17 protein-coding genes are annotated in these 20,843 nt (G+C 42.0%); 10 read left to right on the forward strand and 7 right to left on the reverse strand.

The annotated features are described in order from the left end of the window. Positions 1 to 59: 59 nt before the first annotated feature. Together hrpA and ACT3QN_RS07705 are read left to right on the forward strand one after the other, a co-directional pair. A complete protein-coding gene (hrpA, locus tag ACT3QN_RS07700) occupies positions 60 to 4,292 on the forward strand; it encodes an ATP-dependent RNA helicase HrpA (protein ID WP_444522766.1) in 4,233 nt (1,410 codons plus the stop codon). Positions 4,293 to 4,375: 83 nt separating this feature from the next. Beyond that, a complete protein-coding gene (locus ACT3QN_RS07705) occupies positions 4,376 to 4,981 on the forward strand; it encodes a class I SAM-dependent methyltransferase (RefSeq protein WP_444522767.1) in 606 nt (201 codons plus the stop codon). 127 nt (positions 4,982 to 5,108) lie between these two features. Here ACT3QN_RS07705 and ACT3QN_RS07710 read toward each other — a convergent pair whose 3' ends face one another. Beyond that, positions 5,109 to 5,438 (reverse strand): hypothetical protein, encoded by a 330-nt coding sequence (locus ACT3QN_RS07710; RefSeq protein ID WP_444522768.1) that lies wholly within the window; start codon positions 5,436 to 5,438, stop codon positions 5,109 to 5,111. 248 nt (positions 5,439 to 5,686) lie between these two features. Beyond that, positions 5,687 to 6,541 carry an AraC family transcriptional regulator N-terminal domain-containing protein gene (locus ACT3QN_RS07715; protein WP_444522769.1) on the reverse strand — a complete coding sequence of 285 codons (855 nt, stop codon included), beginning with the start codon at positions 6,539 to 6,541 and terminating at the stop codon, positions 5,687 to 5,689. A gap of 163 nt (positions 6,542 to 6,704) precedes the next feature. Here ACT3QN_RS07715 and ACT3QN_RS07720 point away from each other — a divergent pair, with 163 nt between their 5' ends. Beyond that, a complete protein-coding gene (locus tag ACT3QN_RS07720; protein WP_444522770.1) occupies positions 6,705 to 7,118 on the forward strand; it encodes an organic hydroperoxide resistance protein in 414 nt (137 codons plus the stop codon). Between the two features lie 185 nt (positions 7,119 to 7,303). On the opposite strand, the gene ACT3QN_RS07725 is transcribed toward ACT3QN_RS07720, so the two are convergent. Beyond that, positions 7,304 to 8,221, reverse strand: a complete 918-nt coding sequence (locus tag ACT3QN_RS07725) for a DMT family transporter (RefSeq protein WP_444522771.1) — start codon at positions 8,219 to 8,221, stop codon at positions 7,304 to 7,306. 322 nt (positions 8,222 to 8,543) lie between these two features. On the opposite strand from ACT3QN_RS07725, the gene ACT3QN_RS07730 reads away from it, so the two are divergent. Then, positions 8,544 to 9,227 (forward strand): DUF421 domain-containing protein, encoded by a 684-nt coding sequence (locus ACT3QN_RS07730; protein WP_444522772.1) that lies wholly within the window; start codon positions 8,544 to 8,546, stop codon positions 9,225 to 9,227. A 148-nt stretch (positions 9,228 to 9,375) separates the two neighbouring features. On the opposite strand, the gene creD is transcribed toward ACT3QN_RS07730, so the two are convergent. From creD to pnuC, 4 genes are all read right to left on the reverse strand, one after another. Further along, entirely contained in the window at positions 9,376 to 10,995 is a 1,620-nt protein-coding gene (gene creD, locus ACT3QN_RS07735) for a cell envelope integrity protein CreD (protein WP_444522773.1), read from the reverse strand. A gap of 160 nt (positions 10,996 to 11,155) precedes the next feature. Further along, positions 11,156 to 11,680 (reverse strand): TIGR00645 family protein, encoded by a 525-nt coding sequence (locus ACT3QN_RS07740; RefSeq protein ID WP_444522774.1) that lies wholly within the window; start codon positions 11,678 to 11,680, stop codon positions 11,156 to 11,158. 90 nt (positions 11,681 to 11,770) lie between these two features. Further along, entirely contained in the window at positions 11,771 to 12,358 is a 588-nt protein-coding gene (locus ACT3QN_RS07745; protein ID WP_444529169.1) for an AAA family ATPase, read from the reverse strand. Beyond that, positions 12,330 to 13,043 carry a nicotinamide riboside transporter PnuC gene (pnuC, locus tag ACT3QN_RS07750; RefSeq protein WP_444522776.1) on the reverse strand — a complete coding sequence of 238 codons (714 nt, stop codon included), beginning with the start codon at positions 13,041 to 13,043 and terminating at the stop codon, positions 12,330 to 12,332. Before pnuC ends, ACT3QN_RS07745 begins: the two co-directional genes overlap by 29 nt. 318 nt (positions 13,044 to 13,361) lie before the next feature. Between pnuC and ACT3QN_RS07755 the strand changes: the two genes are divergently transcribed. From ACT3QN_RS07755 to dnaX, 6 genes are all read left to right on the forward strand, one after another. After that, a complete protein-coding gene (locus ACT3QN_RS07755; RefSeq protein WP_444522777.1) occupies positions 13,362 to 14,507 on the forward strand; it encodes a beta-ketoacyl-ACP synthase III in 1,146 nt (381 codons plus the stop codon). Positions 14,508 to 14,745: 238 nt separating this feature from the next. Next, complete coding sequence (prfA, locus tag ACT3QN_RS07760) at positions 14,746 to 15,837, forward strand: peptide chain release factor 1 (protein ID WP_444529170.1); 1,092 nt, start codon at positions 14,746 to 14,748, stop codon at positions 15,835 to 15,837. A 148-nt stretch (positions 15,838 to 15,985) separates the two neighbouring features. Further along, complete coding sequence (locus tag ACT3QN_RS07765; protein ID WP_444523970.1) at positions 15,986 to 16,378, forward strand: hypothetical protein; 393 nt, start codon at positions 15,986 to 15,988, stop codon at positions 16,376 to 16,378. A 97-nt stretch (positions 16,379 to 16,475) separates the two neighbouring features. Beyond that, on the forward strand, positions 16,476 to 18,014 hold the full coding sequence (gene lysS, locus ACT3QN_RS07770; RefSeq protein WP_444523969.1) for a lysine--tRNA ligase: 1,539 nt from the start codon (positions 16,476 to 16,478) through the stop codon (positions 18,012 to 18,014). A gap of 121 nt (positions 18,015 to 18,135) precedes the next feature. After that, positions 18,136 to 19,392, forward strand: a complete 1,257-nt coding sequence (locus ACT3QN_RS07775) for a hypothetical protein (protein WP_444523968.1) — start codon at positions 18,136 to 18,138, stop codon at positions 19,390 to 19,392. A gap of 69 nt (positions 19,393 to 19,461) precedes the next feature. Beyond that, a partial coding sequence (gene dnaX / locus ACT3QN_RS07780) for a DNA polymerase III subunit gamma/tau (protein WP_444529171.1) occupies positions 19,462 to 20,843 on the forward strand: 1,382 nt, incomplete at its 3' end.

The following is a 20,843-nucleotide window of genomic DNA, read 5'->3' on the forward strand; positions in this document are numbered from 1 at the left end:
CACTCTCTATTTGCCCTCATAATCTAATCACTTCTACACAATAAATAGCCTAAGCAAATATGTCCAATAATTCTAAGCTCAATACCCCTGAAAACAACGATTTAAACGCATCTGCCGTCAATGAAACGCAAGATGCTAAGAAGCCAACAGTACCACCGGTTGATTTACCAGTTCTTGCTAGAGACAGCTATTACTTAAGTCGTCTCGAACGAGAGCTGGCACGTGCTGCTGTGTCTAAAAATAAAAAAGCTAACCATGATTCTAAGCAGAAGAACAATCCAGAAGATGTACTTGCGAAAAAACGTGCTCAGTATGAGAAAATAAAAACGCGCTCTCAAGAAGCTGTGCAGGCGCGTATCGATAGTATTCCCAGTGATTTACCAGCTAAACTAAATCTGGATTTGCCCGTTAGCCAACGAGCAGAAGATTTGGTACAAGCGATTATTGATAACCCAGTCATTATTGTCGCTGGTGAGACAGGTTCTGGTAAAACGACGCAGCTGCCTAAACTTGCGATGCTAGCTGGGCGCGGTATCACTGGACAAATAGGGCATACACAACCAAGGCGCTTGGCTGCTCGTAGTGTGGCGAACCGTATCTCAGAAGAGTTAGGCGAGCCATTAGGTAATACCGTTAGTTTTAAGATTCGCTTTAATGAGCAAGGCTCAGCGCAATCTGTTGTTAAATTAATGACTGACGGTATTTTACTCGCTGAATTAGGTCATGATCGGTTTTTGAGTAAATACGATACGATTATCATCGATGAGGCGCATGAGCGTAGTCTAAATATCGACTTCATTATGGGTTATCTTAAAAAGATGCTGCCCAAGCGTCCAGACTTAAAAGTCATTATCACTTCTGCAACCCTAGATACCAAGCGCTTTAGTGAATACTTTAGCCATTATGACAATAAGCTCAAACGGCAAGTCCCTGCGCCCATTTTTAATGTAGAGGGGCGTAGCTTTCCGGTGGAAGTTCGCTATCGTCCGTTGACAGATGAGCCAGTGAACAGCTCAGAAGATGATAGCTACGATGATTTTGAAGAGAATCTACCGCGTGCTGTAGTTGCTGCAGTCGAGGAGTGTTTTAGCGATGCTCAGAGTAAAGGTCACGCCGATCAAGCGGATATCTTGATATTTGCTGCGACTGAAGCAGAAATTCGTGAAACGCAAGAAGTGCTTGAGCGTCATGGTCCACGCCATACTGAAGTCTTACCACTATTTGCACGGCAGACTTATGAAGAGCAGCAGCGTATCTTTCAGCCATCGGGCCGAGGCCGACGTATTGTTATCGCAACCAACGTTGCTGAGACTGCATTGACTGTACCAGGTATTCGCTATGTGATCGATTTAGGCTTTGCGCGGATTTCGCGTTACTCGTATCGCTCGCGCGTACAACGTCTACCGATTGAAGCAATCTCACAAGCAGCTGCCAATCAGCGTAAAGGCCGCTGTGGCCGCGTTGCGCCAGGTGTATGTATTCGCCTTTATTCTGAGGAAGATTTTAGCGGTCGCCCTGAGTTTACTGAGCCTGAAATTCTACGTACCAACTTGGCGTCAGTAATATTGCAAATGGCCAACCTACGTCTAGGCAGTGTGGATGATTTCGCGTTTATCGAGCCACCTGATAGCCGACTGGTCACTGACGGTCATAAATTACTAGATGAATTGGGCGCGATTACTTCTAAAAAAGACATCACTGCTCAAAATAAAGTCAAACAGCCGAAGCGTCAAAAAGGGCTTGATCAGCTGCGCTTGACAGCAACAGGTCAGAAAATGGCACGTATGCCAATCGATCCAAGGCTGGCACGTATGCTAGTCGCTGGTTCTGACTTTGACTGTATTCGTGAAATGCTTATTGTTGTGGCAGCGCTCGCTGTGCAAGATCCCCGCGAGCGTCCTGCCAATAAGCGTACGCAAGCGGATCAAAAGCATGCGGTCTTCCGTCAAGACGATTCTGACTTTTTGTTTTATTTGAGTCTGTGGAAGGCGCTGTTTGAAAAGGATGAAGACGGTAATAAATTGTCTGGAAATCAGCGTAAGCAATTTGCTAAGAAAAACTATTTAAGCTTTCCGCGAGTACGTGAATGGCATCAAACACACCGTCAATTGGTACAGATGGTTACTGAGCTTAAGTTAACCGACGTCAATGACTCAAAAGCCTCTGATAAAAATGTGGCTGTCAACGATCCAACAGCGATCGAAGACGAAGAACTAAAAGCAGTCAAATATGCCAATCTGCATAGAGCATTATTGACAGGTTTATTGTCTATCATTGCGCATAAGACTGAAAGCCGCGGTGAGTATTTGGCTGCGCGCCAGCAAAAGGCTAAGATATTCCCAGCCAGTACTGTGTTTAAACAAATACCCCCTTGGGTGATGGCGTTTGAGATGGTAGAGACTTCACAGGTCTTTATGCGTACCGTTGCCAAAATCGAACCTGAATGGATTACCTCAGCGGCAGGTGATTTGCTGAAATATCACTATTTCGAACCACACTGGTCTAAGAAAACAGGACGCGTTAAAGCTTATGCTCAGATTAGTTTATTTGGCCTGATTATTATTAGTAAGCAGCTGACTAATTACGAGCAAGTTAATTTGGTCGAGTCACGAGAGATATTTATTCGTGATGGCTTGGTGACGGGCAACTTTGGTCGCAATGCACCATTTTTGCAACATAACATGGATAAAATTGCTCATGTTGAACGTATCGAAGACAAGCTACGTCGCCGTGATTTGTTAGTCGATGAAGAGACGCTCTATCAGTTCTATGATAAGAAAATCCCTGAGCACGTTGCCAGTCGAAAAGCGTTTGAAGACTGGCGTGCAGAAGTCGAGAAGCACGATACCAAGCATCTATTCTTTACTGATGAAGATGTACTTAATAGCCAAGCGCCGACCACAGGTGATTTCCCAGAAGTGTGGAAGCTGGGCGATTTAAGACTGCCGCTTCGTTATGTTTTCGATCCCGCCAGCGATGATGATGGCGTGACCATACGTGTGCCGCTAGCCGCATTACCGCAGCTCGATGCGATTGAACTACTGTGGGGCGTACCCGGTTGGCGTTATGAATTGGTATTGCAGCTGCTCAAGTCATTACCAAAAGAGATACGCCGTCAAATCGTACCGATACCTAATACGGCAGATAGTTTGTTTGATGAGTTGCAGCCAGAAGGTGGACAAGGATTGCTCAAGCAGCTGTGTCAGGCATTGCATCGTCGCGGTATCATGTCGGTGACGCCAGAGAATTTCAATCCATCGACGATTGACCGTTATTTGCAGCCACAAATCTGCGTGGTCGATGAGAAAAACCGTATCATAGAAAAAGGCCGTGACCTGCAGACCCTACAGATTCGTCATGCATCTGAGACCAGTCAAGCAGTAAATGAGCAGCAAGGCGTGCATACTGAGTTCCCCGAGCATTTTGCCTTTAGTAAAAACCACCATAGCGCAGGCGTGGTGATGAAGCAGTTTGCGGCGCTGGTCGCTGATGAAGCGGGAGAAGCTGTATCAATTCATCAATATACTGATGTCAATGCAGCACTCCAAGCACATCGTATTGGTGTACTGACTTTAATTAAAGGCAAACTTGGTGCAAAGAAAAAGCAGTTAACGAGCCAAATAGATAGCATATTTAAACTGGCATTTGCACCACTTGGCGATATGGATAAACTCAAAACGATTGTTATAGATGCTGCGTTAGACGCGGCTCTTGAAGAGCATTATGTTCTATTTGATCATTCTGAGAATCTGCCAGAAAGCGCTGATGATATCGCAGTTGGATTGAGTGAAGAGCTACCGTTTACCGCTGAGGAATATATCCAGACGCTTGAAGTAGTAACGAGTAACTTCTTATTAACTGGTCAAAGTGTCATTAAAATACTTAAGAATGTTTATACTCGTTGGCAACGTATTCGCCAAGGGTTACTAATGTTAGATCGTGAGATATTTGGTGAGTCTATCGATGATATCGAAGATCAGCTAGAAGATTTACATTTGGCTGATTTTGTTTATCGGATGGATTATAGCCATTGGCAACAGTATCCACGCTATCTGGAGGCACTAGAGATTCGTCTTGAACGCCTTGAACATAATCTTGATGCCGATCTCGATGGCGTTTATGCGCTAGATTTACATATGGAGCGCCTTGCAGGACGTGCGGATAAGGAAGCCATCAGTGAGTATCGCTGGATGGTGGAGGAATACCGTATTCAACTGTTTGCTCAGCCTATGAAAACTCGTATGGCTGTATCACCCAAGCGTTTAAGCAAGATGTGGGATAAGCTGAGTTAGGCTAAAGTTTTCTGATGTATGCTTTATAGGCTATATACTAGCTACTTGATTAGATATCAATCTCAAATAAAAGGATGATTAAAATGTGGGATGAACGCTACAGCGGCCCAGAGTTCGCATTTGGCACCGAACCGAATGATTTTTTGAGAGAGACGTTTGAGCAGATACCTGTAGGTGGACACGTACTATGCTTAGCAGAAGGTGAGGGTAGAAATGCAGTATTTCTAGCTGAACAAGGCTTCAATGTGACTGCGATGGATATGTCTGAAGTAGGTCTGATCAAAGCGAAAAAGTTGGCCAAAGACAGAGGGGTAGCTATTACCACCCAAGTAGCTGATTTAGCAAACTACGATTTTGGTCAGGATAAATGGGATGCCATAGTTTCTATCTGGGCACACGTGCCTAAAACGGTCCGTCAACATATACATGCACAAGTTGTCACTGCTCTTAAGCCAAATGGAGTATTTATCGTTGAGGCCTATACAGAACAACAGCTTGAAACAGAGGCAGTCGGTGGACCACCGGCCAGTCAAAGGGAGCGTTTTGGCGCTTTGCAGAACTTTCAAAATGAGCTTGTGGGACTGAAGGAAGTGATTGGTGTAGAGAAGTTGCGTGTGGTATCAGAAGGAAAGCGACATCAAGGGCTCAGTGCAGTCGTACAGTTCATTGGCAAGCAAACTATCAACTAAAGATGATAAGTTAAAGCTATTATTGGTTATATACTTAGATAGAGAAGATAGCTTGTAAACCATCTTCTCTATGAGCTATTGAGACTTAATATCTAATAATTAGTGACTGGTATCTAATAGCTGTTATCTAATGACCAATCTTTTCTGTCAGTACACCCATGCTATAAAGCACATAAGCGATCACTGTTATTGCGACGATAAATGGGGTGAATATCCAAATCACAATATTAATTAAAAGTGATGGCAGTAATCCATTAAATAACTCAATATCTGGTGCGAAAAAATCAGTGATGACATCGACTGCACGCTTAGAAATAGGGAGTAGCAAGGTGCTAAAAGCTAACATATAAATGTACTTGCTAAAGCCAGGGTCGCTCATGACTACCATGAAGTAAAACACTGTAAAAAAAGTGATGCCAAGCGCCCAGCATTTGAGAGTGTAGCTTAGACGAATCATGTTATCTCCTCCCCAAGCTTTTTATTGATCGACAACAGCGTAACGCTGCCCTATATATTTATTATTTTGAATATATTGTATATGTTATAATACGAATATATATGCAGGTCAACCAGTTTTTCTATTTATTTAACATATTCCATGAATCATTTAATTTAAAAATGATGTTTCCCTAAGGAAGAGTTTGATAGGTATAATAAAAAATAGCCTAAGCAAAGTAAATTATTTTACCAAAACTAAAACTATGACTAGAAATCGTTACTCGGACTCACACCAAACAATCGCTTATATTCTCGGCTAAACTGACTAGGACTTTCATAGCCTACTTGCATTGCTATTTGTGATATTTGCACTCCGTGCATTTTTATTAAGCGTCTAGCCTCCATCAACCGTAAGCTTTTTTGATACTGTAGCGGGCTTAACTGGGTTATTTCTTTAAAATGCTGATGAAACCCTGAGGTACTCATACCGCATCTACTAGCTAAGCTTTCAACCATAATAGGTTTATTTAAATTCGACCTTATCCAGTCAGTCGCTTGAGCAATGCGATGGATATGGCTACCGCTAACTACCAATTGTTTAAGTTTATTACCTTGCTCAGCTAAGAGTAGGCGATAATATATTTCTTGTTTAATTAAAGAAGATAGAAAACTAATATCATTTGGATAATCAAGCAAGCGGATCAGTCGCTCAAACGCGTCCATAATGGTGTCATCTAAGTGCCACTTTATGCCTAGATGACTACCTGCCACTGGTTGTGTGATCGGTATCTGCGCTAAGACGTTTCTAATCATGGCTAAATCTAATTTCATTGATAAAACAATGACAGGGTTTTTTATCGAAGCGTGCTTAATATGCATACTTAGCGGTATATTAACTGGACAGAACATCAAGTTACTATTGTCAAACCTTTGACAGTCAGCACCCAAGTAAATCTCTCGTTCACCTTGCAGTACAATACAAATACTTGGCTCTTGTATATAGCTCACGGCTTTGCTTGGTTTGTCCGCGCAGTAAAAGAATAAACCTGAAACAGCAGATTCGATGGTTTTGTTTCTAGGGAGCACTGCTAAAAGTTGATCAATAATTGTTTGATTCATCATGACTACTTGTTTTGTAAGATTGCCCGATATTATAAAAATTTATAGGATTAGGCAAGATTTGTAGAGGTTTGTTCTAACGTATAGATGCAGAGGATTCTATAATAATCTCATCGCAATAGCGTAAGTAGGACCTCTAATAATATGAAACAAGGAATAATTATTCATGAAAATATTTTATAAAACGCGCGCAACAGCTACTGGTGGACGTTCTGGCCATACTGGATTAGACGATGGTTCGTTAGGATTTGACTTGGTGTCTTTTCAAGAGCAAGATAAAGAAGGCATTAATCCAGAACAGCTTTTTGCTATGGGTTATGCGGCTTGTTTTGATAGCGCTTTGAGCATGACTGCACAGCATATGAAGTTACCTGTTACTTCTTCAAAAACCTCTGCGCAAGTAGGTATTGGTATGAAAGCTGACGGTAGCTACAACTTAGAGGTAGTTTTGTCTGTAGAAGTGTCAGGTATTGATGAAGCACAGGCGCAGCAGTTGATTGAAGCCACGCATCAAGTATGTCCATACTCTAATGCCACTCGCGGCAATGTCGAGACTCGTCTAGAAGTGATCGTTATTTAAGACTGGTGTTTAAAGGCTATTGTTTTAAGAATAGTGACCATAGGCTAGCAATATTAAAATAATAACTCGAATACAAAGACGCCCCGACTTTGATAAATCGGGGCGTTTTATATTACCTGGTAACGTAATTAGTTTGAACCTTTTCTGAGCAGCTTAGCTAATGATAAATTATTGATAATCTTAATTTATGCCGGTACCTTTTTATTTAGGGTAAACACCAAGACCGCGCCCAAAATAACTGTGCTTGCAGTTATAAATGGCATGGTTAACTGCTCAGATAAAAATATCACACCTAGCAACGCAGCAATCACAGGAACGCATAGCTGAACGATAGCTGCTTGTGTGTTCTTCAACAATGGCATCGCTGTATACCATATACTGTAGCCCATGCCAGAGGCGATCGCTCCTGACGCACAGGCGAGTAGTGCACCTTCTATTGTGATGCTATGCAAATTGATATTTTCAAAACCCAAATTATCTAGATATGTCATACCTACCAGTAAAAGTATAGGCACAGCGACTAAGCTACGCACAAAGTTGAACCCTGTCGCTCGTAGCGGTGAGAAGCATGATTTGCCGCGTATACTATATACTCCCCAAGCTACGCCACTAATAGCCATTAACGATGCAGCCAATGGTGACGGTATGGCAGCTGATGGCAACATCAGATATACAAACCCTGCCACGGCAACGACAAACGCTAACCACTGTAGCGCGCTGAGCTGTTCTTTTTTATAGATACCCCAACCAATCATCGTAAGCTGAACCGCTGAAAACAAAATCAATGCACCAGTACCGGTATCAAGCTCTACATACGCAATCGAAAAGCAAAGCGCATAAATTACCAAACTGACGCTACTCAACCAACTGCCCTTATCATTCAATATAGCATGAACGGTAGGGCTGTCATGGTTGGACATTTGACGTCGCAGCCTGTAAGCCTGTATAGCCATAATTATGCCTAGACAGGCCGTAGCACTAACCAGCCTGATAATGGTAAAGCTCCAAGCGTCGATATAGCCTTCTGCTAATGCCATTCGGCAAAACAAAGAATTCGCAGCAAAGGCGATTAGCGCAATGATGGTATAAATAGTTGCTTTCAAAAGTAGTTCCTACAATGAATAAATAGCACAACATAGGTAAGCATAGGGTTTTAGTTTTGGGTCGTGAGGTACGCCGTTATAACAATCGCTTGTTTTTAGTGAAAATAATAAATTGAGAATTTAACAGTCTAATTCGTAGCTGTCTCAAAAGACAGGATATTTTGTCGTACTTGTGGCAAAAAGTCTGTCTTAAATCAGAATAACGATAGTTGTATTGACGATAAGGTCTGAAAATAGCGATGATGTGCTTGGCATCAAACGAACGATTAGAATAGCTTTCACTAAACATAATAAATCAGATAAACGGATAGGAAAAGAAAGTATGGATTGGGCAAGTATTTTTATTCATGACACAACTTGGTTGTTTGCCGTAGAAATTTTAATACGTGTCACTATCATGTTTGTATTAATTATCACATTCTTGCGATTTACTGGTAAGCGCGGCGTCCGTCAGCTTTCTATTTTTGAGCTGACTATCATTTTATCGCTGGGCTCTATCGCAGGTGACCCTATGTTCACCGAAGATCTGCCCATTATCCAAGCGGTACTTATCATGGGTACTGTTATTTTGCTCTATAGGCTCTGCACCTGGGTAATGATGAAGTTCCAGCCTTTTGAAGATCTCTTAGAAGGCCGCGCAATATATATTGTAGAAAATGGCATGCTGGTACTTGATAAGATAAAAAAAGGTGAGATGTCACATGATGAGTTTTTTGCTGAAATGCGTCAACAAAGCGTTGAGCATCTAGGTCAAGTGCGTACAGGTTTGCTAGAAGCTGACGGCAATTTTAGTATTCTATTACATACATCTGAAAAAACGGACTATGGTATGCCGCTTTTTCCTAAGCAGTATCAAGCAGTCGAAGAAATAGAGACAGATACTTACTATGCTTGTATGTATTGCGGTTATGTCAATAAGATACCTGACCCTAATCATTGTTGCCCGCGCTGCGAAGATAATTGCAATAACTGGGCTAAAGCGTTAAACAGCCATATCGTCAAATAATATTACTACTTGGCTGCCTTAGCTTAGTTGGTAAGCGTAAGGTAGCCAAGTACTTTATTCTTTCAATTTGTCATTTCAAAATATGCTGTTTACTGCCAGTTTGTTTGACTCATTTTATACAGCGTGAGATTTAGATAGCTTGCATCGTCTATGTGACTTTATACCAGTCAAGTTTGCGAGTCATAACCATCACGCAGGCAAGTATTACAAAGCAGAATATCGCACCCAGTAATAGATTTAAGTCTTCTGTACTTAAAATACCAAAAAATGCAGCATATAATCCAGCGAGCGTAGCGGTAAAAATTAAAGCTCGTTTAAAACTGCCAAATACATAGTAGCTATACCAGCCAATAAGCCCGACACAAGCACTGGCCGCCACCATATATGCTTGCCAAAATGCGATTTGTTCTGCAAGCGGTAGTAATAAGACATAAAATACAAATAGCGCACAGCCGACTAGCAGATATTGAATAGGGTGAATGCGACTTGATTTGAGCACCTCAAATAAAAAGAAAGTACCAAACGACACTAAGATTAAGAGCAACGCATACTTCATGGCTCGTTCAGTTTGTAGGTAGACATCATTAGGACTCGCAAAACTAACCCCAAAACTGTTCAGTTGAATATTTCTGTGATTAGTATTTGAGCTGTCATTCGATGCTGTGACCACACCTTCTGAGACTGTAGAAAAACTATCGGTATTGAGCGATGATTCACTCATGATAGTACAGTGCTGGTTAGGTGTGCTGATACACTGAGAAAGGTATTGGTTGTTGGCAACAGTCAGGTACTGATTTTGCCAACTGGCATCGAATCCTTCAGCAGTAATGCTCTTGGTATTTGGTAGTGCTTTACCGATAAAGTTAGGTGTCTGCCAATCACTGTGCATGGATAGAGTGAAAGTCTGCCCCGTTGGTACAGTCGTTAAATTGCTAATGCCTGCCAAAGGTAAGTCGATCACAATATTGAGCGCTTGATTGTTAAGGTTAGGTGGTTGGTTATTGTCCTCCGATTTATCTGGATTTTTATTCGTTGAACCTGTGGCAACACGGCTATCTTTGTTCTGCTGGCTAGTAGGACTGGTCAATTGATCCAATATATCTTTAGGAATATCTACTTCAACATAGGTTAAATTCTCTAGCATTGGTGTCTGCGGATAGTTTGCTACAATTGATTTTTGATTGATTGTGACGGTAGGTAGGGTGGCGACACCGCGCAAATCAGACACGGGTATGATAAGTTTTGCTTGATTCCAGTGGGTAATGGTTTTGGCTGGTTGTGTCTTATCTGCATTAGAAGATGTATCGACTGAATCTGAATCATTGTTGGTTATAGTTGCAGCCTGATCTACTTTGTCTAAAGCCTCTGCAAACGTATAGCTCTGATCGAAGGTAAGCTGACCATCATAGCTAGTGGCGCTATAGATACCGCGTTTATAAGTGTCTGTATTTACTTTTAGATCCTGTGCAGCCTGCGTCTGAGTAGCAAATAGCGTCTCAATTTTAGAGTATGATGGATCGCATTTGCTCTTTGTGTTTGGTGTATCAGATGTATCTGACTGACATGCGGGTGTGACGGTTGTAGGAATGGCGATAAACGGGTTGATAACTTCTTGTGGATTGACATGCTGCTTGGTGATTTCTTTTATCACTGACTCTGCGTAGTATTGCCTTTCATATATAATATCGCTAATCATAGTAAGTCCGATCGAAAAAACGATACAAAGTCCTACAATGATGGATAGTTTGGTCAATAATGTTTTTTGCATACTGTTGCCTCCTAAATGTCTTCAATACACAGCTGCTGAGATAGCAGACTGTGGTTTTAAAAGACATCATAGGAAAGGCATGAAGATAAACTGTGCAGGAAGTATGGAAAAACTGTGAAAGGGTAATAGTTAATAGTTTTGGATAATTATTTTTTGAGTGTCAATGCTTTTTTGTATCGCCAACCACTTTATCCATGATGGCGAATAGCAAGCCAGACAATACAAAGGTCATGTGAATAATAACCTTCCACATGAGCTTATCAGCATCAAGCTCACTCATTCCACTAGAGATATCCATAAAGGACTTTAGAAGGTCAATTGCTGAGATAGCGACGATCGCTCCGATAACTTTTAGTTTCAGACCCGAAAAGTCTACTTTGCCCATCCAGATAGGACGATCATCATGATTGCCAGTATCGATTTTTGAAACGAAAATCTCATAGCCACTGAATATAATAATAAGCAGTAAACTGGCAACCAAAGAGATATCAACCAATACCAATATATCTACAATCACACTGGCCTCAGAGGCCGTGAGAATGTCAGCAAACATATGCCATAGCTTTTGGACAAACTTAATAAATAATAAAATAATGCCTAGCACCAATCCTAGATAAAAAGGCGCCAGTATCCAACGACTATTAAATATGGTTTTTTCTAAATAAAGCTCAAACTTTTTTAGCATGGGTATCTCTTCAGTTTCAAAGACAAAAAAGTCTTAAAGACAAAAAAATTAAGTAAATAAATGATAATTATAGGCATGGTTTTTTATGCTTTAGTCGTATGATGTTTTGCCTATATTAGCGAGCTGCGCTACTACTTTCTGGACACGCTCGTCTCTATCGCCACTAATACGCTGGAATGGTTTTTGATGCTTGTTTAATTGACTGGCGAAATAGGCACTTATCTCATCACGTTGGTGCGGACTGTCTCGCAGGTCATCAGCCACCCAAGGGATATCAACATCAGTCAATAGTATCAAATCGTAATGATGCGCTAATGCTGCTTGCTTTAGAGCACTAGGGCAGTTGCCATAGTACCAGTAAGAATAGACCATCAACTCAAACAGACTCGTATCGCAAAATAAATAATGACTGGTATCGGACGTTTGAGCGACCTGTTTGGCTAAGGTGTTCTCTAACGTAATCTGTCCCTGTGCGATAGGGAGCAGATCCTCCCATGTACAAGTCAGCTGCTCGTTGTCCCATTTTGCTTGCAAATAAGTACGCATGTACTCTGATACCCAAGAAGTATCAAAATACGCTGCCAAATCACGACACAACGTGGTTTTGCCCGTGCTTTCTGCGCCTAGTACAGCGACGTTGATGACAGATTTAGGCGTATGCTGCTCGAGGTTGTACACAGTAGCGTCGTTGCCATTCATAGTGTGCCCAGATTGCGATAAGAGTGAAGACTACATATTGTAGCGCAGTAAAAGTAAAACCTTTATAAAAGTATAGCGGTACCGATATCGCATCAGCGATAATCCAGAGTATCCAATGCTCGATTTTGCGCCGTGCCATGAGCCACATAGCCATTAAAAATAGAGCCGTAGTGAGCATGTCAGTATAGTCGACCCAAGTAAATAGGTGTAGTCCAAGTACCGCACCATCGAAACTAAAGCCATTGTTAATCACTGGACGGAAATAATAAACCAGCCCTACAAAAGACACTGTTCCTGCTGCTAAAATAGAGAGTATAGGTATGTCACCTGTATGCAAATGCTCAATGTGGACGCTGTTGTCATTGTTTGACTGCTTATGCGCCACAGACTGATTTCTTTTATTCTTTGACCAGTTAATCCAGCCATATAAGCTCATCACGGTATAGTAAGCATTGATGAACATATCGCCAAACAGCTGCCACTTCCACAGTAAATAGACAAATATCGCCGTACTTACCAGTCCAATAGGAAAGGCGAGTACATTGGTTTTGCTGGCAAGTAAGACACTTGCTACGCCAAAGACAACAGCAATCAGTTCCAGAATAATGAATATCGTAGAGTAGTCAGCGTATTGACCAAATAACCAGTTGAGAAGTTCTGCCATTAGCATTCCTAAATATGAGCGTGTATCAGGGTTCTGAATAACGTATGTTAAAGTTCTGCATAATTGAGCCAGTTTGACGAATGGTGCAGAACGAAATCACGGCAATTATAACGTAGCTATCGAAAATGGACGGCAGTCTTTGCTCATTTATGGCAAGAAACAGATTATTTGTAACAAAGTATTAGAAAAATTATAATATTCAGGCATAATAAACACACTGATTTTAAGTTTACAGTTATTCACTGAATTTGAATGGCTATTATTTTTCCACTTTTATGCTTATTCCAAGCACCACAGTAGTAGACAAGGAAGCTTATCATGACGACTTGTATCACAGGCACTGGTCTTTATATCCCACCTTATAGCATTAGTAACGAAGAGCTAGTTGAGTCATTTAACCAGTATGTTGAAAACTATAATACCGAACATGCCGAAGAGATAGCTGCAGAGACAGTAACGGCACTTGAGCCTTCTTCAGCTGCTTTTATCGAAAAAGTATCTGGTATCAAATCACGTTATGTGATGGAAAAAGAAGGTATTTTAAATACTGAAATCATGGCACCAGTTATCCCTTATCGTAACTTGGGCGAAGAGCTGTCGGTAATGGCAGAGATGGGTGCAGCAGCACTAAAAGACGCACTCGCTGATGCTGGGCTTGAGGCCAACGACTTAGACGGTATCATCCTTGCTTGCTCAAACTTCCAGCGCACTTACCCTGCGGTTGCCATCGAAATCCAAAACGAAATTGGTATGGTTGGCGGCTTTGCTTATGATATGAATGTTGCATGTAGTGCAGCGACTTTCGGTCTATCACAAGCACATGGCTCTATCATCTCTGGCTTGGCCAAGCGCATTGCGGTGGTCAACGTTGAGATCACTTCAGCGCATCTAAACTGGCGCAACCGTGACAGCCACTTTATTTTTGGTGACGTGGCGACGGCTTCTATTGTTGAAGAGTTGGATACGCCAAAAGGTTATGAGATTCTAAACTCTAAGCTATTTACTCAGTTTTCGACCAACATCAAAAACGAATATGGCTTTATGGATCGTTCAGAGTATCTAGCAGCGCAGACTGAAATGTATCCCGATATTAAAGCACCGGTAACGGATAAGCTGTTCTTGCAAAATGGCCGTAAAGTATTCCGCGAAGTCTGTCCAAAAGTCTCAGAGATTATCACTGAACACTTGCACGAAAATGACATCCCAACATCTGATGTTAAAATGATGTGGTTGCATCAAGCCAATGCCAATATGTTAGATTTGATTTTACGTACTGTGATCGGTAAAGATGCTGACAAAGCGATTGCGCCGAGTGTTATTGCTGAATTTGCCAATACCAGCTCAGCAAGTCCTATGATCGTATTCCATCGCCATAAGGATGATTTAGCGTCAGGTGATTTGGGTGTTATTTGCTCATTTGGTGCAGGTTATTCTATTGGTTCGGTGTTGGTTCGTAAAGTTTAGTACTTTAACTACATCTCCCGTATAGATAAAAATAGCTAAGAATATTCTTGGCTATTTTTTTGTCTTTCTTTTCGTTATTGAAATTGAGTCGTGAGATCTAAATATAAACAGAGATGTTTGAAAAGATAACGTCAAAATTACTCAGAATATCGACAAGAATGATTAGAGGTTTTAATTTACCCTGAAAAATTTGCTATAATCACGGGCTTATTCCTCTTATTCAATTAAAAGTCCTTTTATGAAAGAATCCTTACGCCTGCGTTTAGACCAGATGGTAGACCGTTATGAAGAGGTCACCGCTTTATTATCAGATCCTAGCGTCATTAGTGATAATAATAAGTTCCGTGAATTGTCTGTCGAGCACAGCGACTTGATGGAAATCACGACGCTGTGGCAAAACTATGTGGGTGCAGAGACGGATCAGGCTGACGCAGAAGCGATGCTAGCCGATGCAACAGATCCTGACATGAAAGAGATGATGGTTGATGAGATCGAAAGTGCACGTGATACCATAGTTGAGATGGAAGAAGCGCTCAATGTCATGATGCTACCAAAAGATCCTAATGATAAAGTGCCAGCATTTTTGGAGATTCGTGCAGGGACAGGCGGTGATGAAGCAGCGATTTTCTCTGGTGACTTGTTCCGTATGTACCAAAAATACGCGCAGAACCAAGGCTGGACAGTGGAAGTGCTGTCAGCCAACGAAGGTGAACATGGCGGCTATAAAGAGATCATCACTCGCGTATCTGGTAATAGTGTATATGGTCGCTTAAAGTTCGAATCGGGCGCGCACCGTGTACAGCGTGTCCCTGAAACTGAGAGCCAAGGCCGTGTGCACACGTCAGCTTGTACAGTTGCGGTCATGCCAGAAGTTGAGATTGATGATAATGTTGATATCAATCCTGCTGATTTAAAAATGGATACTTTCCGCTCAAGCGGCGCTGGTGGTCAGCACGTTAACACTACTGATTCTGCAGTGCGTTTGACCCACATTCCAACAGGTACCGTGGTAGAGTGTCAGCAAGAGCGCAGTCAGCATAAAAACCGTGCGCATGCTATGAAGATGCTGGTCTCTAAAATCCAACAAGCCAAAGTGCAAGCACAGGTCGACGTGGCGGACTCTATACGCCGTGACTTGGTCGGTAGTGGTGATCGCTCAGAGCGTATCCGCACCTATAATTTTCCACAAGGCCGTATGACCGATCACCGTATCAACCTTACCTTATACAAGCTTGACTCTATTATGGAAGGCGACTTGGATGAGATTCTTGATGCACTATTACGTGAGCATCAAGCTGATCTAATGGCCAGCATCGGCGGCGGCGAATAAGACAGTTACAGAATTATCAGTACTACAGACATAAGCACGAACGAAGAGATAGCCAGTTGTTTTTGATACCTAATACAGGGTAATAATTGTGATAATTGACAGGCCTAGTTTAAGACTATTCTCTAATCGTGTTTTATGGAGTACGTTTATGGTGATTGGGTTGTCTGCTTGTAGTGTTATACCATCTACGTCAGCAGAGCAGTCTTCCGATAGCCTATTGGAAAATGTGACAGCCGATCCATTTACTTATCAAGCTTGCGTCTATCCGCCCAGTGAGATGGTCGCGGCTTGTCACTCACAAAGTGGACGGTTTGTGCAGCAAGGTAGGCGTGGTTGCTATCAGTGTGTGTTATCTTATAGCGATGCTGGTAAAGCTTGTAAAGACAGTGCCGACTGCGAAGGACAATGTAAGAGCGCCAGCGGATTTGCTCAACCAAATGCTAAGAATCAAACTGGACAATGCGCCAGCGATAGCAGTTTGTTTGGATGTTATCAAATTATCAAGAAAGGTGTGGCACAGCCTGCTATTTGTGTCGATTAATTGCCGTGTTTGTTAGGACGTGTTTTATCTGAACGTCTTATTTTAAGTTTATAGTTTTTATTTCTTCTTCTAATCACCTAATAATTTTGAGAGTGTTATGTCAAAGCCCAATAATCAAAATCAGAATCAAGAGCAAGCTCCAGAAGATGCTAACGAGCTGATTGCACAACTGCAAGCTAAACTAGATGATATCAGTGCTTCGGGCAAGCAGCCGTATCCAAATACGTTTAAACGCACTGATTATGCGCAAGACTTACAGACGGCTTTCGATGGTGTCTCAAAGCAGGAAATTGAAGAAAAAGCAGCGAATGGTGAAAAAACGCAAGTAAACGTGGCAGGTCGAGTCATGCTCAACCGTGGTTCGTTCATCGTAATCCAAGACATGACAGGTCGTATTCAGTTGTATGTCGCACGTAAAGAGCTTGATGACGAGACACGTGCAAGCATTAAGTCGCTAGATTTGGGTGACATCGTTGGTGTATCAGGCTATATCGGTCGCTCAGGTAAAGGTGACTTATATGTACATATTGAAGAAATTACTTTATTGACCAAATCATTACGTCCAATGCCAAACAAATTCCATGGCTTGGCTGATGTCGAAGCGCGCTATCGCAACCGTCATCTTGATTTGATGACCAATGAGACGACTCGTAACACCTTTATGCTTCGCAGTCAGATCGTTAGTGGTATTCGTCAATTTATGCTCAACGAGCGTTTTATGGAAGTTGAGACGCCAATGATGCATCCGATTCCAGGCGGCGCAGTAGCCCGTCCGTTCGAGACGCATCATAACGCTTTGGATATGCCTTTATATCTACGTATCGCACCTGAACTTTACCTCAAGCGTCTGGTCGTTGGCGGGTTTGAGAAAGTATTTGAGATTAACCGTAGCTTCCGTAACGAAGGGGTTTCAACCCGTCATAACCCTGAATTCACTATGATTGAGTTCTATCAAGCATACGCTGATTATCATGATTTGATGAATTTGACTGAGCGTCTGTTCAATCAGTTAGCAGTAGATGTGTTGGGTACGACAGAGCTGACTTATCAAGAAGAAGCCATTAGCCTAAAAGCACCATTCGCTCGTCTATCAATGTCTGATGCGATTGCAAAATATGCTGAAAACTTCGATATGGCACGTATTAATGATCGTGAATACTTAGCAGAATATGCATCAACGACACTTAAGCAACAAGTCAAAGATGTGTTTGGTGTGGGCAAACTACAAACGATTATCTTTGAAGAGACGGCTGAGCATCAGCTGCGTCAGCCAACATTCATCACTGAGTATCCTGCGGAAACATCACCACTAGCGCGCCGTAGTGATGACAATCCTGAGATTACCGATCGTTTTGAGCTGTTCGTTGGTGGCCGTGAGTTGGCCAATGGCTTTAGTGAGCTTAATGATCCAGCCGACCAAGCTGAGCGCTTCCGTGGTCAGGTTGCTGAAAAAGATGCTGGCGATGATGAAGCCATGCATTTTGATGAAGAGTATATCGAAGCATTGTCTTATGGCCTGCCACCGACAGCCGGTGAGGGTATTGGTATCGATCGCCTAGTGATGCTATTTACCGACTCGGCTAGCATCCGTGATGTGATCTTGTTCCCGCATATGCGCCGCAAACAAGACAGCTAAGATGGGTTTGCTTGCTATACATCCAAACTGATACTTAACTTAACACAAAAAGCTTTTGCTCATTTTTACAGAATGAGTATAAGCTTTTTTGTGAAATATCGTTTATAGAGGTATTATGGATATGCAGCAAGCATCACATACGCTATGGCAAAAAATGATTCAACAATGTTATTTATCATTGTATGAGCTGCCTAATGACAAAATCACTGACTCTGATCATTTTCAGGGTTATGATTTTGTTTTTGAGTTTTCTGGCGCTACTATTTATCTGCTGGTCAATACGGTTGTCATGCAAGCGAATAAGCAAGAAGTAGATAACGCTAAAGTTCGCGAGTGGAGAAAAGAAGTTGTTAACCAACTTATCAAGCGCCATGCTCAGATTTATCAAAAAAACGATAACCTAATTATAGATAGGAACGCCTCGATAACTGATAAAGCGGTTTATTTTATTGGTCTAACGTCGTTGTCTATCAATCATCAGGACGATCAGTCAGGCTATTCATCTTATGCGGTTGGCTATGAATATGGCAGTCGATTTTTTGCAGAGGACTGTGTTTTAGACTTAGATGATGAGCAAAGTATTTTACAAGTTTTTAGTCATCAAAACTTTGTTGATATCCTCAATCAGCTGGTGACGCCAAGTGATTTAACGACCTTTTTAGATTTTCATCGTCGTCAACTGTCCAGCTTTGCATCATTCCAAAACGAATCAACATTGCTCAAACAGTTTCTACTATCACCTGATTTTCATCAGCGAGCCATTCGTGTTCAGGAGCAACTGCTCGATAATGGGTTAATTGAGCAAATTGAATCGCGTTTACTTAGAGCAGTAGAGCCGAATCAGACTGTATTTGCCGATACCTTAATGGCTGAAATGCAAAAAAATACTCGGATGTGGTTCAAGCTATTTAACAGTGTGATTGAGCGTTATTTTGAAGCGGGCACACCTTTACCAAATGAGCAGGTTGATATTTTGGTAGATGAGTCAATATATACCTATGCGTGTCTAGTAGAAAAAATCTTAGCTTATAGAACCATGGATCAAGACTCACGCTGGAATGGTTATGTCCGTCATGAGCATTCCTATCATGTATTTGGACGTCATTATCTCATGGTGTTTTATGCACAAGACGATAGCAGTTCGCTAAGCGCAGAAAATGTTAGGCTCTCTTATAAAGACTTATTATCAGACATCAATGTCCAATTACAAGAGCCAGTAATGGACGATTTGTTTTTACTTGGTGTAGAGTTTAGACCTTGCGAAGACAGTGTAAATACTGAGGCTTATCTAGATATTTTCCATCAAGCAGGCTCATTGATTGATGAAAGCACTCAGCGCTTATATGACCGGCTGGCTCAACTTCAAGCTCAGTTATAACCTAAACATAGTATGACTCACTAGTTCGACGCTTCCTTTATATTTGTATTATTTACATTGGCATTTACTATGACGCAGCAATATCAAGTTTTAGCTCGCAAATACCGACCAAAAAACTTTCACGAGTTGATTGGGCAAACGCATGTGTCTCAAGCGTTGATTAATGCGATTGATTATAATCGTCTGCATCATGCCTATCTGTTTACAGGTACACGCGGTGTGGGTAAGACGACGATTGCGCGTATTTTATCTAAATGCTTGAATTGTGATACAGGTATTACCAGTACCCCTTGCGGCGTGTGTGATAACTGTGTTGCTATTGATCAAGGGCGTTTCATTGATCTTATCGAGATTGATGCCGCTTCTCGCACCAAAGTCGAAGACACGCGTGAGCTATTAGACAATGTGCCTTATGCGCCAAGCCAAGGACGTTACAAAGTTTACCTGATTGATGAAGTACATATGCTGTCTACGCACAGCTTTAATGCGCTACTTAAAACGTTAGAAGAGCCACCTGAACATGTGAAGTTTTTATTAGCGACGACTGATCCACAAAAGCTACCGATTACCATTATTTCACGCTGCTTACAGTTTGTACTACGCCCGCTACCTCAAACGTTGCTTAGCGAGCACTTGGCGAATATTTTGGCTAAAGAGCAGGTTGACTATACTCAGCCAGCTATCTGGCAATTAGCAAGTGCAGCTAAAGGTTCTGTACGTGATGCTTTATCATTGACTGATCAAGCCATCGCTTTTGGTCAAGGCGCACTAGATGATGCCACTGTCAATGCTATGCTTGGACTCATTGATGCCGCTGACTTGGTGCGTCTAATCACAGATATTTATAATCATGATAAGTCGGCTGTTGCCACTCACATTGAGCAAATGCGTGCGCAAATGGTCGATGCGACTAGTATGTTTGATGGGCTTGCTGAGCTATTGCATCAATTGGCATTGACCCAACTGTTACCTGAGGTCGCTCTCAATGTTAATGAGGCGCAAGCAAAAGATATTTATAAGCTAGCTCAACATATTAGCCCCGATGTTTTGCAACTGTATTATGAAATTGTTGTACAAGCGCGTGAAGGTGTCAAGCTTGCAAGTACACCGATGCAAGCGCTTGAGATGTGTATTCTGAGGTTACTGGCGTTCCGTCCGCTACCAGTCGATGAGGTTTTGAACAATACCTATGATAGTGATGGGTCTGCTACGGAAGCACCAGCTATAGAGTCAGCTTCTTCTAGCTCAGCTCCAGACGCTATTACACATGAAGCGTCAGCACCGCCGCCAGAGCTTTATAATGTTGATTATCAAGCACCAAGTCACGATGAGCTGCAAAGTGGTATTTATGATAACGAGGAATTAGCACAGTCAGTTGATAGTGCTAAGCCTGAACCAGTTGTTGAGCCTGAACCAGTTGTTGAGCCTGAACCAGTTGTTGAGCCTGAACC

This window comes from Psychrobacter sp. AOP7-C1-14 (assembly GCF_052376135.1).
Taxonomy (GTDB): domain Bacteria; phylum Pseudomonadota; class Gammaproteobacteria; order Pseudomonadales; family Moraxellaceae; genus Psychrobacter.

Coding starts and splice junctions, on each gene's coding strand:
- ACT3QN_RS07710 (WP_444522768.1), bottom strand. CDS start 5,438: ATGATTCGTCTAAGCTACACTCTCAAATGCTGGGCGCTTGGCATCACT.
- ACT3QN_RS07755 (WP_444522777.1), top strand. CDS start 13,362: ATGACGACTTGTATCACAGGCACTGGTCTTTATATCCCACCTTATAGC.
- ACT3QN_RS07715 (WP_444522769.1), bottom strand. CDS start 6,541: ATGATGAATCAAACAATTATTGATCAACTTTTAGCAGTGCTCCCTAGA.
- creD (WP_444522773.1), bottom strand. CDS start 10,995: ATGCAAAAAACATTATTGACCAAACTATCCATCATTGTAGGACTTTGT.
- prfA (WP_444529170.1), top strand. CDS start 14,746: ATGAAAGAATCCTTACGCCTGCGTTTAGACCAGATGGTAGACCGTTAT.
- ACT3QN_RS07720 (WP_444522770.1), top strand. CDS start 6,705: ATGAAAATATTTTATAAAACGCGCGCAACAGCTACTGGTGGACGTTCT.
- hrpA (WP_444522766.1), top strand. CDS start 60: ATGTCCAATAATTCTAAGCTCAATACCCCTGAAAACAACGATTTAAAC.
- ACT3QN_RS07740 (WP_444522774.1), bottom strand. CDS start 11,680: ATGCTAAAAAAGTTTGAGCTTTATTTAGAAAAAACCATATTTAATAGT.
- ACT3QN_RS07775 (WP_444523968.1), top strand. CDS start 18,136: ATGCAGCAAGCATCACATACGCTATGGCAAAAAATGATTCAACAATGT.
- lysS (WP_444523969.1), top strand. CDS start 16,476: ATGTCAAAGCCCAATAATCAAAATCAGAATCAAGAGCAAGCTCCAGAA.
- ACT3QN_RS07765 (WP_444523970.1), top strand. CDS start 15,986: ATGGTGATTGGGTTGTCTGCTTGTAGTGTTATACCATCTACGTCAGCA.
- pnuC (WP_444522776.1), bottom strand. CDS start 13,043: ATGGCAGAACTTCTCAACTGGTTATTTGGTCAATACGCTGACTACTCT.
- ACT3QN_RS07730 (WP_444522772.1), top strand. CDS start 8,544: ATGGATTGGGCAAGTATTTTTATTCATGACACAACTTGGTTGTTTGCC.
- ACT3QN_RS07705 (WP_444522767.1), top strand. CDS start 4,376: ATGTGGGATGAACGCTACAGCGGCCCAGAGTTCGCATTTGGCACCGAA.